Source organism: Streptomyces sp. NPDC056160 (assembly GCF_042268205.1).
Taxonomy (GTDB): Bacteria; Actinomycetota; Actinomycetes; order Streptomycetales; family Streptomycetaceae; genus Streptomyces.
Map to the genome: position 1 here is coordinate 76,259 of NZ_JBHJUW010000019.1, position 15,816 is coordinate 92,074.

12 protein-coding genes are annotated in these 15,816 nt (G+C 72.6%); 7 read left to right on the forward strand and 5 right to left on the reverse strand.

What is annotated here, in order from left to right; all coding sequences use genetic code 11:
- Positions 1–6: 6 nt before the first annotated feature.
- Genes ACFC02_RS10000 through ACFC02_RS10015 form a run of 4 tightly spaced genes read left to right on the forward strand, consistent with a single transcriptional unit; the run spans position 7 to position 4,068 of the window.
- Positions 7–1,515 (forward strand): bifunctional 3-(3-hydroxy-phenyl)propionate/3-hydroxycinnamic acid hydroxylase, encoded by a 1,509-nt coding sequence (locus tag ACFC02_RS10000; RefSeq protein WP_376354782.1) that lies wholly within the window; start codon positions 7–9, stop codon positions 1,513–1,515.
- On the forward strand, positions 1,512–2,354 hold the full coding sequence (locus ACFC02_RS10005; RefSeq protein ID WP_376354785.1) for an SMP-30/gluconolactonase/LRE family protein: 843 nt from the start codon (positions 1,512–1,514) through the stop codon (positions 2,352–2,354). The genes ACFC02_RS10000 and ACFC02_RS10005 overlap by 4 nt, the downstream gene beginning before the upstream one ends.
- A complete protein-coding gene (locus ACFC02_RS10010; protein ID WP_376354788.1) occupies positions 2,351–3,109 on the forward strand; it encodes an acetyl-coenzyme A synthetase N-terminal domain-containing protein in 759 nt (252 codons plus the stop codon). The genes ACFC02_RS10005 and ACFC02_RS10010 overlap by 4 nt, the downstream gene beginning before the upstream one ends.
- Entirely contained in the window at positions 3,106–4,068 is a 963-nt protein-coding gene (locus ACFC02_RS10015; protein WP_376354791.1) for an amidohydrolase family protein, read from the forward strand. Before ACFC02_RS10010 ends, ACFC02_RS10015 begins: the two co-directional genes overlap by 4 nt.
- Positions 4,069–4,465: 397 nt before the next feature.
- Here ACFC02_RS10015 and ACFC02_RS10020 read toward each other — a convergent pair whose 3' ends face one another.
- The 5 genes from ACFC02_RS10020 to ACFC02_RS10040 form a co-directional block, all read right to left on the reverse strand.
- Entirely contained in the window at positions 4,466–5,407 is a 942-nt protein-coding gene (locus ACFC02_RS10020; RefSeq protein WP_376354813.1) for an ROK family protein, read from the reverse strand.
- 41 nt (positions 5,408–5,448) lie between these two features.
- Positions 5,449–7,254, reverse strand: coding sequence for a dipeptide ABC transporter ATP-binding protein (locus tag ACFC02_RS10025; protein ID WP_376354794.1), 1,806 nt, complete (start codon positions 7,252–7,254; stop codon positions 5,449–5,451).
- Complete coding sequence (locus tag ACFC02_RS10030; protein ID WP_360970665.1) at positions 7,251–8,150, reverse strand: ABC transporter permease; 900 nt, start codon at positions 8,148–8,150, stop codon at positions 7,251–7,253. The genes ACFC02_RS10025 and ACFC02_RS10030 overlap by 4 nt, the downstream gene beginning before the upstream one ends.
- Entirely contained in the window at positions 8,147–9,106 is a 960-nt protein-coding gene (locus tag ACFC02_RS10035; protein ID WP_376354798.1) for an ABC transporter permease, read from the reverse strand. Before ACFC02_RS10035 ends, ACFC02_RS10030 begins: the two co-directional genes overlap by 4 nt.
- Positions 9,107–9,343: 237 nt before the next feature.
- On the reverse strand, positions 9,344–11,158 hold the full coding sequence (locus ACFC02_RS10040; RefSeq protein ID WP_376354801.1) for a peptide ABC transporter substrate-binding protein: 1,815 nt from the start codon (positions 11,156–11,158) through the stop codon (positions 9,344–9,346).
- 320 nt (positions 11,159–11,478) lie between these two features.
- Between ACFC02_RS10040 and ACFC02_RS10045 the strand changes: the two genes are divergently transcribed.
- From ACFC02_RS10045 to ACFC02_RS10055, 3 genes are all read left to right on the forward strand, one after another.
- Positions 11,479–12,756: an ROK family protein gene (locus tag ACFC02_RS10045; protein ID WP_376354804.1), complete on the forward strand. Its 1,278-nt coding sequence runs from the start codon at positions 11,479–11,481 to the stop codon at positions 12,754–12,756.
- A 471-nt stretch (positions 12,757–13,227) separates the two neighbouring features.
- Entirely contained in the window at positions 13,228–14,751 is a 1,524-nt protein-coding gene (locus ACFC02_RS10050) for a M81 family metallopeptidase (protein WP_376354807.1), read from the forward strand.
- A 125-nt stretch (positions 14,752–14,876) separates the two neighbouring features.
- Positions 14,877–15,620, forward strand: coding sequence for a copper homeostasis protein CutC (locus ACFC02_RS10055; RefSeq protein ID WP_376354815.1), 744 nt, complete (start codon positions 14,877–14,879; stop codon positions 15,618–15,620).
- The last annotated feature ends 196 nt before the right edge of the window (positions 15,621–15,816 follow it).

Here is a 15,816-nt window from a genome sequence, read left to right on the forward strand (position 1 = left end):
CTTTCCATGGACATGAACGCAGAGCCGGACACGTACGACATCGCCGTCGTCGGCTGCGGCCCGGTGGGGCTGACCGTCGCGCGACTGCTGGCCATGAAGGGGCTGCGGGTCGCCGCCATCGATCCCAACCGGCTCGTGTGCCACCACCCGCGCGCCACCCACCTCGACGACGAGACCATGCGCCTCCTGCAGACCCTCGGCGCGCAGGACATGGAACACCGGTTCCTGCGCCACGGCGGCTGGACACTCCACGGGCCCGACGGTCAGCCCTTCCTCCGGCAGATGACGCCGCAGGCGGAATCGGACCAGGGCTGGCGCACCGACTACCAGTTCCACCAGCCGGACTTCGAGTCCCGGCTGCGGGGCCTGCTCGCGAGCGACCCTGACGTGGATCTCTGGTTCGGCTGGACTCTCACCGCCATCGACCAGGACGACGAGGCGGTCCGGCTGACACTCGTCGACCGGTCGACCGGAGCCACGAGCACGGTCACGGCCGGCTACGCGGTCGGCTCGGACGGCGCCAACTCGTTCGTGCGGCGGGTGATGGGAGCCGGGACCGAGGACCTCGACGGCACTCAGCGCTCCCTCATCGTCGACGTCCACCCCTTCGAGCAACCCGGACAGCTGCCGGCGGACAGCGGGTTCGTCCTGTGCGAGGGGAAGCGGCCCGTGACCTACGTGCCGGTCTTCCCGCCGATGCTCCGCTTCGAGTTCATGCTGCTCGACGAGGACGACGCGGCGGAACTCGAACGGCCCCGGTCGGTGTACGACCTGCTGAGCCGCTGGCTCGAACCGGGCAGCTACCGGATCATGCGGACCGACACCTACGAGTGGCACGCCCGGCTCGTGCACGGCTGGCGGTCGGGGCGCCTGTTGCTCGCCGGCGACGCCGCGCACGAGATGCCTCCCATGCTCGGCCAGGGCATGTGCTCGGGGCTGCGCGACGCCGCGAACCTGGCGTGGAAGCTCGCCGCCGTCGTGCGGGGCACGGCCACGTCGAGCCTGCTCGACACCTACGAGAGTGAGCGGGCCGCACATGTGCGTCCCTACATCGAGGAGTCCGCACGGCAGTCGAACCTGATCGAGGCGCTGGGAGCGGGCGGTGGCCTTCCGGGACCGGTCGGCGCGCGGACGATCGAGCGGCACCGGCCGTTGCTGGGACCGGGGTTGGCTGCCCGGCCCGGCGGTGCCGTCGGGCAGTTGTGTCCGCAACCGCGCGGCGCGCACGGGGAGCGGCTGGACGACGCGAGCGGGTACGAGTTCACCGTCGTCGGAGACCGCTCCGTGACCTCGGCCGTGTCCGCGGAGGTGGTGCGGCTGTGGCGCCGGCTCGGTGTGGTGGTCCTGCCCGGGACCGGGCCGGCCCTCGACCGCTGGCTGGCCGCTCACTCGGCTGCCGCGGCGATCGTCCGTCCGGACCGCTATGTCTTCGCGCCGACCGCCGACACGGCGGAACTCGAACGAGCCACCGCGGACCTGGCTCGCACGGTACTGACACGGGAGGTGAGCGCGTGAAGGAGTACGCGGCCGGGATGAAGTGGGGGGAGGGCCTCCGCCGGCAGCGCGGCGCGCTGTGGCTCTCCGACACGCAGGGCGGGAAGCTGTGGACGGACCACGGCGGCCCCTGGCGGGGCGTGCCGCTGGATTCGGTCCCCAACGGGCTGTGGTTCCTGCCGGACGGACGGCTGGTCGGTGCCATGATGCACGAGCGGCGCATCGGGGTGTGGACCGGCCGGCGGTTCGCCACCTACGCGGACCTGGGTGCCGTGGCCACCGGCCCGCTCGGTGACCTGGTGGGCGACGCGCACGGCAACCTCTACGTGGACGACGTCGGCTTCGCCGCGCACGCCGGGGAGCCGCCGCGGCCGGGCCGGCTGCTGCGGGTCGGCACGGACGGCTCGGTGGACGTGGCCGCCGCGGGCCTCGAGTTCCCCAACGGTCTGGCTTTCGTGGACGACGGCCGCACCCTGGTCGTCGCCGAGACCGCGGGGCAGCGGCTGACCGCGTTCACGGTCGCGGACGACGGGGTGCTCGCGAACCGGCGTACCTACGCCGACCTCGGCCGACTGGCCGGTGACGATGCCCGGCCGGACGGAATCTGGGCGACGCGCGACGGCGTCTGGGTGGCCACCACCACCGGACACACCGTCGCCCTGGTGCGGGAGGACGAGCTGGTCACCTCGGTCGACACCGGAACGCTGCTGCCGATCGCCTGCTGCGCCGACGGCGACGGCCGCCTCTTCGTCACCCTGGCCGACCTCCAGGGGCTCCCCCTGGGCGAGGCGCTGGCCACGCAGGCCGTCCGTACGACGGTGGCGCTGCTCGAAGCGCCGGCGGCGGGAGACCTCGCATGAGCGACATGGGGCGCCCGGACTGGACGCCGACCCGCCAGGACGTCGAACGCGCCCGGATCACCGACTTCGCGCGGTTCGCGGCCCGGCGCGCCGGACGCGGTGTGAGCGGGAGCTATGAGGAGCTGTGGAAGTGGTCGGTCGACGACGTGAACGGCTTCTGGGGCACGGTGTGCGACTACTTCGGGCTGCCCGAGCATCCCGCCGGGTCCGCCCTGGCGAACGAGGCGATGCCGGGAAGCGTGTGGTTCCCCGGCAGCAGGCTCAACTTCGCGGCGGAGGTGTTCCGCGACCGCACCGGGACCGACACCGCCCTCGTCACGGTGGCCCAGGACGCCGAACCGCTGACCGTCGGCTGGGACGGACTGCGCCGCCAGGTCGCCTCCTTCGCGCGGGCGCTCACCGAACCCGGGGTGCGGCCCGGTGACCGGGTGGCGGGATACCTGCCCGACGGCGCGCAGGCCGTCGTGGCGTTCCTGGACGCCGTCCGCCGCGGCGCCTCCCCCCGCCACGTCCCCGACGAGATCATCGAAGCGTCCGGCATCCCCCACACCCGCACCGGCAAGAAACCCGAAGTCCCCGTCAAACGCCTGCTGCGCGGGGACGCCCCGGACACCGTGATCGATCCCGGCAGCGTCGACAAGCCCGAACTCATCGACTGGTGTCCCCGGTTCGGGGCCGCCCGCCGCGCGCGCCACGGCGCCTCCCCCGCCGCCGGCACACCCTCCAGGCCACACGACGAAGGAGCCCCGTCATGACCTACATCGCCCTGGAAGAAGCCTTCATCCTCCCGGAACTGGCCGCGCGCCAGTCCCCGACGCCCATGAGGATCCGGGCCACCGACCGGTACGCCGCGCACTGCGGGCGGCGCCTGGCCGACTTCGAGGAACTCCGGCTGCCCGACATGGACGCCCACGGCATCGACATCCAGGTCCTGTCGCTGAGCGTGCCCGGCGTCCAGGCCGACACCGACGCCACCGCCGCGGTCGCCGACGCACGGTTCGCCAACGACCACCTCGCCGAGACCGTCGCCCGGCACCCGGCCCGCTTCCGCGGCTTCGCCGCCCTGCCCCTGCAGGACCCCGAGGCCGCCGTGAGCGAACTCGAACGCTGCGTGCGGCAACTCGGTTTCAGGGGTGCCCTGGTCAACGACCACACCCACGGCCGCTACCTGGACGACCCCGCCTACGACCAGCTCTGGAGCGCGCTCGAAGAACTCCGTGTGCCGCTGTACCTCCACCCCGGCTCGCTCCCGTACGACGACTGGCACGTCATGCGCGGACGGCCCGAGATGTACGGGGCCAGCTGGAGCTGGCAGGCCGAGACCGGCGGCCATGCCATGCGGCTGATCTACGCCGGGGTCTTCGACCGGCACCCCACCGCGACCCTGATCCTCGGACACCTGGGCGAGTTCCTGCCGTTCCAGCGCTCCCGCCTCGACTCGCGCTACCGCACGCTGCGGGTCGAGACACCGCTCGAACGGATGCCGTCGCAGTACTTCGGAAGCAACATCCTGATCACCACGAGCGGGGTGCCGGCCCCGGAGGCCGTGCAGGCCGCCGTACTGACCATCGGCGCCGACGCGGTCATGTTCGCGATCGACTACCCCTACGAGGAGACCGCCGAAGCGGTGGCCGCGATAGAGAAGGCCGACCTCGCGCCCGGGGTCAAGGAAAAGATCGCGCACCTCAACGCCCGGCGGGTGCTGCGGATTTGACGGGCCCGGGGAGCCGGGGGCGTCTCATCTCGCGATCACCGCAGGGACCGGACATCCGGGGGTTCTCCCCTCGACCCGACGGGACGGCGACGTGCCGGGCGGCCCCGGGTGCGAACTGCGGCAGGCATACAGCGAACAGGATGAACGCCTTCGGGTTGGCCGGGGCCACCAGGAATCCCTGCCGCGCCAGTGCCCCGGACGCCGGCCCTCGACCTTCGGCCGGGCCGGAGCCGTTCCTTGCGGACGGCCTCGTTCCGACGGAGGGCGGCGCTGGTCTGAAATCCGGGCATTGTAGGCGACACCCGCCGCCGGCTTCCTTCACGAGCGGGAGCAGCGGACGAACCAGGCGGGTGCCGCGGACCGTCCCGAGCGGAGATCCGCGGCACCCGCTTCACCTCTACGCCGTCGCCCTCAGCCCCGTGCCCAGTTCGCGTCGGGCGCGGGCGGCTGCGCCGACCGGGACCGCGTCGGAGGCCAGGGCGGCCCGGACCAGGCGGACGGGGTGGCCGCTGACCGGGGGGTCGGCGGCGAGGGCGGAGAGGACGGCGGGTTCCAGCACGGGCCAGGCGCGGCTGACGCCACCGCCGACGACCACCGTGGTGATGTCGGCGACGCCCGCCGTGATGACGATGGCGCGGGCGATGCCCTCCCCCGCGGCGTGGTACACCGCGAGAGCGTCCTCGTCGCCGCGGACGGCGGCCTCCGCGACCTCACGGGCGGTGCGGCGCCGGCCGGTACGGTCGGCGTAACGGGCGCCGATGGAGCGCCCGGAGGCCAGCGTCTCCAGGTGGCCGCGGCCACCGCAGGAGCAGGGCAGGTCACCGAAGCCGGGGATGTGCCCGATCTCGCCGGCCGCGCCGTGCGGACCGGCGTACAGGGCGCCGTTGGTCCACAGGGCGCCCCCGACGCCGGTGCCGAGGGTCATGCCGAGGACGTCGGCCTCGCCGCGTACCGCTCCGCCGCAGACCTCTCCGTAGAGGAAGGCGTTGACGTCGTTGTCCAGGTAGGCCGGGACGCCGAGGGCTTCCTCGACGGCGGCGGTGACCGCGAAGCCGGCCCAGCCGCGGAAGGAGTCGCTGGCGACGAGGATGCGGCCGTTCGCGGAGTCCACCACCCCGGCCGCGCCGATTCCGGCGCCCACCAGGCGGCCCGGTGTGCGGGCCAGCAGCGGCGCGAGCGCGTCGAGGGCGACGCCGACCATGGCCCGGCCGCCCTCCTGCGCCGGGGTGGCGGCCTCGGCCCGGTCGAGGACGGTCAGGTCGTCGGAGCAGACCACCACCTGGGTGGTGGTGCCGCCGACGTCGATGCCGGCGAAGAGCGGCCGGAGGGTGGGGGGCATGGCCGGATCCTGCGGGGTGTGCGGGGTGGTGAGGGGTCGGGTCACGCCTGGGCCTCCGTACGGCCGGCCGCGAGGGTGGCCAGGCGCTCGGCCCTGCGGCCCCGCTGCACCACCGGGTCGGGCACCGGCACGGCGGCCAGCAGACGGCGGGTGTAGTCGGTCTCCGGGTGCAGCAGGGTCGTCCCGGTGGGGCCCTGTTCCTCGATCCGGCCGGCGCGCATCACGACGACGCGTTGAGCGAAGTGCTGTACGACGGCGAGGTCGTGGGAGACGAACAGGCAGGCGAAGCCCAGTTCGCCCTGGAGTTCGGTGATCACCTCCAGGACCGCTTCCTGCACGCTCACGTCGAGCGCGCTGGTGGGTTCGTCCGCGACCAGCAGCCGGGGCTCCAGCACCAGGGCGCGGGCCAGGCTGACCCGCTGACGCTGTCCGCCGGAGAGTTCGCGGGGCGCGCGCCGGGCGGCTTCGCGGGGCAGCCGTACCCGGTCGAGGACGGCGGCGACCTTGGCCTGCCGGTCCTTGGCGGACAGTTCCCGACGGTGTATCCGCAGGGGTTCGGCGATGCACTCGCCGACGGTCATCCGGGCGTCGAGGGAGGCCACCGGGTCCTGGAGGACGACACCGATGCCGGCCCGCAGCGCACGGCGGGCCCGGGCGCGGGTGCGGCCGAGGTCGGCGCCGAAGAGGGTGACGGTGCCCGAGGTGGGCGGGATCAGGCCGAGCGCGACCCGGGCTGCGGTGGACTTGCCGGAACCGGACTCGCCGACCAGGCCAAGGGTCTGCGCCGCCCCGACGCGGAACGACACTCCGTCCAGGGCGCGCACGGCGGCCTTGCCGCGGCCGAACACCACGCTGATGTCCCGCAGTTCGACCACGGGTCCGTCCTCGGGGCCGCCCGGTCCGGCGGGCGGCGCCGCCGGGTCGGCCGCCGTGTCGGCCGCCGTGTCGGCCGCCGGACGGTGCGCCCGGGCGGGCGACGCCGCGGCGGTCCGGCCGGGGCCGCCGTCCGCGGCCCCGGCGACGGACAGCCGGGGCACGGCGGCCAGCAGGCGCCGGGTGTAGTCGTGGGCGGGGCGCAGCAGGACGTCCTCGACCGGCCCGGTCTCCACGATCTCCCCGTGGTACATGACGGCGACCCGGTCGGCGAAGTCGGCGACGACGCCCATGTTGTGGGTGACGAGCAGCACGCCGGTACCGGTCTCGACGGCGAGCCGGCGCAGCAGGTCGAGGATCTCGGCCTGCACGGTCACGTCGAGGGCGGTGGTCGGCTCGTCGGCGATGAGCAGGCTGGGCTCGTTGGCGATGGCCATGGCGATGACGACCCGCTGGCGCTGTCCGCCGGAGAGCTGGAAGGGGTAGGCGCGGGCGCGCTTGTCCGGGTCGGGGATGCCGACCCGGCGCAGCAGGTCGACGGCCTCGGCGGCGGCGTCCTTGGCGGACACCTCGCGGTGGTTGCGGATCACTTCCGCGATCTGCTTCCCGATCCGGGTGAGCGGGTCGAGCGCGGTGGCCGGCTCCTGGAACACCATGGAGACGGTCTTGCCGCGCAGTGCCGCGAGGCCGTTCTCGCCGGCGCCGACGATCTGGGTGCCGTCGATGACGGCGCTGCCGGTGGCGCGGGCGTTCCCGGCGAGCAGGCCCATCGCGGCGAGCGCGATGGTGGACTTGCCGGAGCCGGACTCGCCGACCAGGGCCAGCGTCTCGCCCGGCCGGACCGTCAGGGACACACCCTTGACCGCGGGCACCTCGCCGGTCTCGGTGGCGAAGACGACGCCGAGGTCGTCGAGTTCGAGGATCGGCCCGGGCTCCGTGGCGCGGGCGGCCGGGCCCTTGGTGGTGGCGGTCATCCGCGTCCCCTCACATCGAATGCGTCGCGGAGGCCGTCCCCGATCGCGTTGAACGCCCACACCACCAGGATGATGGCCAGGCCGGGCGGCAGGATGAGCCACCAGTAGCCGGAGTAGGCGGCGGTGAGACCGGCGGAGAGCATGCCGCCCCAGTCGGTCTGCGGCGGCCGGACACCCATGCCCAGGTAGGAGACGTAGGCGACCAGCAGGATGGCGTCGGCGACCTGGAAGGTCGCGGCGACGATGACGGTCGAGACCGAGTTGGGCAGGATGTGCCGCAGGATCGCCCGGGCGTGCGTTCCGCCGATGGCACGCAGGGTCAGGACGTAGTCCCGGTTCTTCAGGGTCAGGGTCTCCGCGCGCACCAGCCGGGAGGGCACGAGCCAGGAGACCAGGCCCAGGATGAGGACGAGCCCGGTCAGGCCCGGGGTCGTGATGGCGGAGACCACCAGCAGGATGAACAGCGCCGGGATCGCGATGCCGGCATCGACGATCCGCATCATCACGGCGTCGATCCAGCCGCCCGCGTATCCGGCGGCGGCGCCCCACAGCGTGCCGATGACGGTGGCGAGGACGCCCGCCGCGAGGCCGACGATCAGCGAGACCTTGCCGCCGTACATGAGGCGGCCCAGTTCGTCGTGGCCGACGGCGTCGGTGCCGAGCCAGTGCGCACCGCTCGGGGCGAGGTTGACCTGCTGGAGCATGGTGTGGGTCTGGTCGGTGGAGTAGACCAGCGGACCGGCGAAGCAGAAGAGGAAGAAGAGGACCACGACGGCGAGTCCGACGACGGCCAGCCTGTTGCGCAGGAAGCGGCGGACGGCGAGCCGTGCGCCGGAGGCCTCGCGCGGTGGTGCGGCCTTCGCCGGGGCCGTGTCCGGCTGGATGACGGCGCTCATGCCCGGCCTGCCTTCACTCGGGGGTCGATGATCCGCTGGACGATGTCGGCGAGCAGGGTGCCGGTGACGGTGGCGACGGCGATCACCAGGACGCAGCCCAGCAGGACCGGGTAGTCGGAGGACTGTGCCGCCGTCCAGAACAGCAGCCCCATGCCGGGGTAGTTGAAGAGCTGCTCGACGACCAGGGCGCCGCCGAAGAGCACCGGGACGTAGTAGCCGAGCATGGCCACCACGGGCGTCAGCGAGTTGCGGAACACGTGCCGCCACAGGATGGCGCCAGGGCGGGTGCCGCCCGCCCTGGCCGTGCGGACGTAGTCCTCGGAGAGGTTCTCCAGGGTGGCCGAGCGCATGTACCGGCTGAACACCGCGACCATGGAGGCCGCGCCCGCGACCACCGGCAGCACCAGGGCCTGCGGGTCGGAGAACACCTGAGCCAGTGTCTCGCCCTGCGGGGCCTGCGAGGGGAACCACGCCAGGCCCTGGCTGAAGACCAGCACCAGGATCAGCCCGAGGAAGTACACGGGCGTGGAGTAGGCGATGAAGCTCAGCGTGGTGATGACGTAGTCCGCCGCCTTGTTGCGGCGCACGGCCTGCCACATGCCCAGCGGGACCGCGAGGACGAGGCCGACGAGGGCCGACAGCACGGTGAGGACCAGGGTCTTCGGCAGCCGCTCGGTGATGAGCTGGGAGACCGGCTCGTTGAGGGTGTACGAGGTCCCGAGGTCCCCGTGCAGCAGTTGGCCGAGGTAGTAGAAGTACTGCACGGGCAGGGACTTGTCGAGGCCCTGTTCGTGGTTGAAGGCGGCGATCTGCTGGGCGGTGGCCTGGGGGCCGAGGATCCCGCGCGCGGGGCCTCCGGGAAGGGCGTGCAGCAGGCCGAAGACGACGATCGTCACGATGACGATCACCGCGACGGCCTGGAGGACGCGTCTGATCAGGTACGAGGGAGTGCTCATGTGTTTTCCGGTCGCTTCGTCTCTGTGGCGCGCGGGCGTCACCTGGACAGGGGCGTCACTGCGACGTGGGTGTCGGCGCGGCGGGTGCCGGCGCGGCAGATGGCCTTGTGGCGGATGCCGGTGTGGCGCATGCCGTGTGCCGGGTGCCGGTGTGGCGCGGGTGTGCGTGGGGTGTGCGCGGGCCGCCGGCCGGCCGGTGGGCCGGGTGCCGTCGGCCCGCGCGGGCACCGACCGGTCCTACTTGGTCCACTTCCACATGGCGGGGTGGAAGTTGGCGAGGGAGTCCTGGGCGAAGCCGTCGAGGCCGTTCTTGACCACGGAGATCTGGTAGTCGGGCTCCGGCAGCCAGACCACGGGGAGGTCCTTGGCGAGCGCGGCGCTGTACTTCTGCACCGCCTCGTTCGAGGAGGACGTGGTGGTCTCGGTGATCAGCTTGTCGACCTCGGCGTTGGAGTAGCTGCCGAAGTTGGAGCCGCCGCCGGTGGCGAAGAGCGAGTCGCCGCTCGGGTAGGCGGGGAAGTACCAGCTGCCCGCGGTGCCGAAGAACGACAGCTGCCACTTGCAGCCCGACTCGCCGGCGGTGCACTGGCCGGCCTGCGACAGCACGGAGTTGACCGGGGCGGTCTTGATGTCGAACTTGATGCCGGTCTTCGCGAACGACGACTGGAGCGCGCTCATCATGTTGTCGGTCACGGTCGAGCCGGACTGGGACAGCACCTGCATCTGGAACTTGGTGCCCTTGTCGACGCCCGCGCCGCACTGGTTGTTGCCGGTGCCGGGGCTGGTGCACACCATGGTGCCGCCCTGCTCGGTCCAGCCGTGGTCGGTGAGCAGCTTCTTCGCCCCGGCGGTGTCGAACGGGTACGGGTTGCGCTTCTGTTCGGCGGAGACGAAGGACGACTCCTGGCCCTGCGGGATCGGGCCGTAGGTGGAGACGGCGCTGCCGTTGAAGACCACCTTGGACAGGGTGGTCTGGTCCACCGACATCTGGATCGCCTGGCGGGCGTACAGCTGCTTGAACACCGGGCCCATGGTGGGGTTGTTGAAGTTGTACGGCATGTAGGTGATCGCCCAGCCGCTCCACGGCTTCACCGAGTAGCCCCTGGCCTTGAAGGACGCCTCCTGGCCCAGGTCCGTGGCGTTGATGTAGCCGTAGTCGACGGTGCCGGCGCGGAGGGCGTTCTCCTCGGCGTCGGTGGTGGTGAACGGCAGCAGGTTGACGTTCTTGATGTTGGCCTTGCCGCCGCCGTCGTACTTGGGGTTTGCGGTCAGTTCGACCTTGCCCGCGGTGGAGAACGACTTGATGGTGTACGGGCCACTGACCGTCTTCCACAGCGGGTCGGTCGCGTAACCGGAGATCTTCTTGGCCGCGTTGTTGAGGTACGTCCAGACCTGCTTGGCGCCGGCGGCGGTGCGGTCCAGGTCGGAGACGGCGCCCGCGTCGCCGGTCTTGTCCCAGACGTGCTGCGGCATCACGCGGATCATGCTCAACTCGTTGGCGAGCATCCACTCCTGGTTGTAGGCCTTGTCGAAGGTGAGGGTGAAGTGTGTGGCGTCGGTCGTCTTGAACGATGTCCAGTTGTCCGGCGCCTTGCCCGGGCTGTAGCTGGCCCAGTCCGCCTTGTTCGCCTTGACCAGGTTGAACCAGAACTCCACGTCGCGCGAGGTGACCGGCTTGCCGTCGCTCCAGTGACGGTTGCCGAGCGTGATCGTCACGCTCTTGCTGTCCGGGGCGAACTTGGCGTCGGTGGCCAGCGAGTTGTCCTTGTTCCAGCCGACCTTGCCGGTGGAGCCGTCGTACGCGATCAGCGGCTCCCAGACGGCCTGGGATATGGAGGAGTTGTTCGTGTTCAGGTGTGCGGCGGTGCCGACCGGCAGGATCCAGTTCGGCGTGAAGTTGGCCGGGAGAGCGTAGTTGATCGTGTCCGACGACGCCGAACCGGAGGACGAGGTGCCACCCCCGGAACAGCCGGTGACCAGCGCGCCGGTGAGGACGGCGGCACCCGCGACGAGGGCCCAGCGGCGGCCGGCCGCCGTGTGAGCAAGGAACATGACTCTCCTCAGAGTGAAAGGACCCGCAAACGTCCCGGGACGCCCCCGGACCGGCGCCGCGGGATCGGCGCTGTGTATGGCGACAGTCAACGACGGACGCGCCGAACAAACAAACAAGAATTAGTAACAAGTAAGTTACTCCGATTCCGAAGAAAGTCCTCTGCACCCCGCCTGGACGCTCCAAGCGGTGCTTATGCACCAGTTTGAGGCGAATTCACTTTGCATCGATGCTCTCCACTTTCTTCAAGGAACTGTTCCCCGCCTGCCCGGACGGGCGTACTGTCTCCGTCACACCCAACACTGCGGAAGTTACTTCGTACATGTCTGAAATAAGTGCACGGGACCGCAAGACCACCAAGGGCGTGTCCCCGAGAGGCACCACGGCGAGGGGGAGCGCGCCCAAGGGCGCGGCCCTGGCCACCCGGGTCCTCGAACTCGTCGCCTCGGGGCAGGCGTCGTCCCGCGCCGAACTCGCGCAGCTCCTGGGCGCGGCCGCCTCGACCATCTCCCTCACCGTGGCCGAGCTGGTCGAGCGCGGGCTCATCGCCGAGGAGGGCACCCAGTCCTCCACCGGAGGCCGCCCCCGCAGGGTGCTCAGGGCGGGCAGCACCGACGAGTACGCCGTCGCCGCCGACGTCGGCGGCCGCCATGCCCGCATCGGTGTGGTGCTCCCGGGCGGCGGCGTCGGTGACGTCACCAACGTCCCCTTCGAGATCGCCGACGGGCCCGAGACCGCCCTGCCGCTGCTGGCCGAACACCTGGAGTCGCTCGCCGAGCAGCGGGGGCGCGACCGGCTCCGGGGCGTCGGGCTGTCCCTGCCCGGGCCGGTGGACGTGAGCGCCGGCGCCGTCGTGCTGCCGTCCCGGATGCCCGGCTGGAACCGCTTCCCGGTCGCCGCCTGGCTGGAGGAGCGCTTCGGGGTCCCGGCCGTCGTCGACAACGACGCCAACTGCATGGCGGTCGGGGAGCAGAGCGTCAGGCCCGCCGAGCACCGGCAGTCGATCACCGTGAAGATCGGCTCGGCGATCGGCGCCGGCGTCATCGCGGACGGCCGCCTCTACCGGGGCGCGACGGGGGCCGCCGGCGACATCACCCACATCCGCATCGACGGCGGCGCCGACATCCCCTGCTCCTGCGGCAACACCGGCTGCCTGGAGACCGTGGCGTCCGGCGCCGCCCTCGTGCGCATCCTGCGCGAACGCGGTCTGGACGTCGCCAGCCCCGAGGACGTGGTCCAGCTCGCCACCGACGCCGACCCGGAGGCGACCCGCGCCGTCCGCAGGGCCGGCGACCACCTCGGCCAGGTGCTCGCCGCCAACGTCAACTTCTTCAACCCGGACGCCGTCTACCTCGGCGGCATCCTCTCCACCCTGGAACCGTTCATGGCCGCGGTGCGCAGCCAGCTCTACGAGAGCTGCCACCCGCTGGTGACCGAACACCTCACCATCGAGCGGGCCGTCCTCGGCGCCGACGCGGGACTGGTCGGCGCCGGGCTGTCCGCCCTGCAGCGCGCCCTGGCCCGCGCCCTGGGCGATGCCGGCGGCACCGTCACCGGCACGGATCGGACCCCTGCCGCCACGCCTTCCAGAAGGGACTGACACCCACTCAAAGCGTTCCGCGCGGGCAGGACTTCCGCTTTCTTCCACGGTCCACGACTCCTGAGCCGCACGGCAGTCGAGCTCCCGCCCGAGAAAGAAGTCCCGAAGGAAGCGAAGAAAGCCGGGGGCCCGGGAACCGCCCCGGACGAGCGCCCGGCCCCCGGCTTTCGTCCGTGTCCCCTCGGCCCGGACCCGGCCACCCGCCCGCGAACCGACCCCGTATCCAGCCATCCTCCCGCGAACCGGCCCCGTATCCAGCCACCCGGCCACGGACCGGCCCCGTACCCGGGCACTCGCCCAGGTTCCGTGCCCGCGCCCCGGGCCCCGGGCAGCAGCCCGGGGCCCGCGGAAAGCGCCGACCGCCCCGCCCACTCCCCCATACCCGCCCCCGGCCCATCCGGCCCGCCCGACCCGATCCGCCGTACCCACCCGGCCATACCCACTGCGCACCACCACCCCGCACGAGGAGCCATGACGCACACCCGTACCGCCGTCGCCCGCCCGGTCATCGCCGTCGCCGGCCTCGGCATCGAGTCCTCCACCTTCTCCCCGGCCCGCACCGAGGCACCCGCCTTCCACCCCTCGCGCGGTGCCGAGGTGCTCGACCGGTATCCCTTCCTCTCCCCCGGCCAGGAACTGCGCGAGGCCGCCGAATGGCACGGCGCCCTGGTCGGCAAGTCGCTGCCCGGAGGCACCGTCACCGCCGCCGCCTGGACCGCGCTCACCGACGAGCTCATCGAACGCCTCGCCGCGCTGCCCCGGCCGGACGGCCTGTGGTACGACATCCACGGCGCCATGACGGTGGAGGGGATCGACGACGCCGAGGCCGTGCTGCTGGAGCGCATCCGCGCCACCGTCGGCCCGGACGTGATCGTCTCCACCTCGATGGACCTGCACGGCAACGTCTCCCGCGAACTCGCCCACCGCAGCGACCTGATCACCTGCTACCGCATGGCCCCGCACGAGGACCACATGGAGACCAAGGAGCGTGCCGTGCGCAACCTGGTCGAGTTGCTGGCCTCCGGCGCTCCCCGCCCGGTCAAGGCGTGGGTGCCGGTCCCGGTGCTGCTGGCCGGCGAGCAGACCTCCACCCGGATCGAACCCGCCAAGAGCGTGTACGCGGCGGTCGACGAGGTCGAGGCCGTCGACGGCGTGACGGACGCCGCGATCTGGGTCGGCTACGCCTGGGCGGACGAACCCCGCAACCGTGCCGTCGTGGTCGTCACCGGCGATGACACGGCGGCGGTCTCGGCCGGGGCCGAGCGCCTCGCCCGGGGCTTCTGGGACGCCCGCCACGACTTCGACTTCGTCGCCCCGACCGGCACCTACGACGAACTCCTCGACGAGGCCCTCGCCTCCGGCCAGCGGCCGTACTTCATCAGCGACACCGGCGACAACCCCACCGCGGGCGGCGCCGGCGACGTCACCTGGGGCCTGACCCGGCTGCTGGAGCGCCCCGAATTCCAGAAGGAGGACGGGCCGACCGTCATCTACGCCTCGGTGCCCGGCCCCGCCGCGATCGAGACCGCCGTCGCCGCCGGGGTCGGCGCCACCGTCACCGTCACCGCCGGTGCGCAGGTCGACGACCGGCACGCCGGCCCCGTGACCCTGACCGGCGTGGTCCACGCGATCCGGCACGGCGACCGGGACGCCGAGACCGAGGTGGTCGTCCGGGTCGGCAGCGTGTACGCGATCCTCACCCGGCTGCGCAAGCCGTACCACCACGAGCACGACTTCACCGACCTCGACCTCGACCCGCGCTCCGCGGACATCGTGATCGTGAAGATCGGCTACCTGGAGCCCGAACTGTTCGACATGTCGGTCGGCTGGAAGATGGCCCTCACCCCGGGCGGTGTCGACCAGGACCTGGTACGCCTCGGCCACCGCCGCATCCGCCGCCCGATGTTCCCCTTCGACCGCGACATGGCCGACCCTGACCTGACGGCCCGTGTCATCCCGGCCTCCGACCAGCCGCTCACCGGGGACGACGAGTGACCGGCCGCGCCACCCGGCCGCTCGACCCGCCCGGGGCCTTCGGTGCGGGCCCGGCGCCCGCACCGGAGGCCACCCTTGCGAGGCGTGGGCGGCCCGGTCCGGCGGGACCGCTCCCGCGGCCGGCGCTGGAGATCGCCGTCACCTCGCCGGTCGGCGCCCGTGTCGCCCTCGATCAGGGAGCCGATCGCGTCGAACTCTGCACCGGCCTGGAACTGGGCGGTCTGACCCCCTCGGCCGCCCTGGTCGAGGCGGTCGCCGCCGTGGGTCTGCCGGTGCAGGTGCTGGTCCGCTGCCGACCGGGCGACTTCGTCCACGACGCCGAGGAGACCGCCCTGATGGTCGCCGAGGTACGGTCCGTGATCGCCTCGGGAGCCTCGGGCGTCGTCGTCGGCGCGCTCACCGCGGACGGCGGCCTCGACACCGACACCGTCGCCCGCCTCGCCGCGGCGGCTCACGAGGCGGACCGCCCGGTCGAGGTGACCCTGCACCGCGCGATCGACCTGTCCGCGGACCCGGTCGCCACGGCCGCGCTGCTGCCCGCCCTGGGGCTCACCCGGGTACTGACCTCCGGCGGCGCCCCGGCCGCCGCACAGGGGCTGGCCCGGCTCGCCGCCATGGTCGAGGCCGCACCCGGCGTGCAGGTGATGGCGGGCGGCGGGGTGCACCCGGCGGACATCCCGGCGTTGACCGCCGCCGGCGTGGCCGCCGTCCACCTCTCCGCGAAGCGCCGCGCCGAGCCCCGGCGCGGGGGCGCGTGGATCCCCCTCGGCGCCTCCAGCGCGTCCGCCGAGCAGGACACGCACTTCGTCACCGACCCGGCCGTGGTCGCCGAGGCCAGGAGAATGCTGGAGGCGCGGACGTCCGGCTGACCGGCCCGGGGCGCGGCCTCGCGGAGGACGCCCCTGGCGGGCCGGCCGGACGGAGGTCGCAGGTCGGTGCGTGCACGGCGGGGGCGACACGAGCGAGGCGAGGTCGCGGTGGGGGCGTCGGTGTCGGTGTCGGCGCCGTGGTCGGGTGGCCGGGTACCGCCGACGCGGCGGTTGCACGCCCCGGGAGGGGCACCCA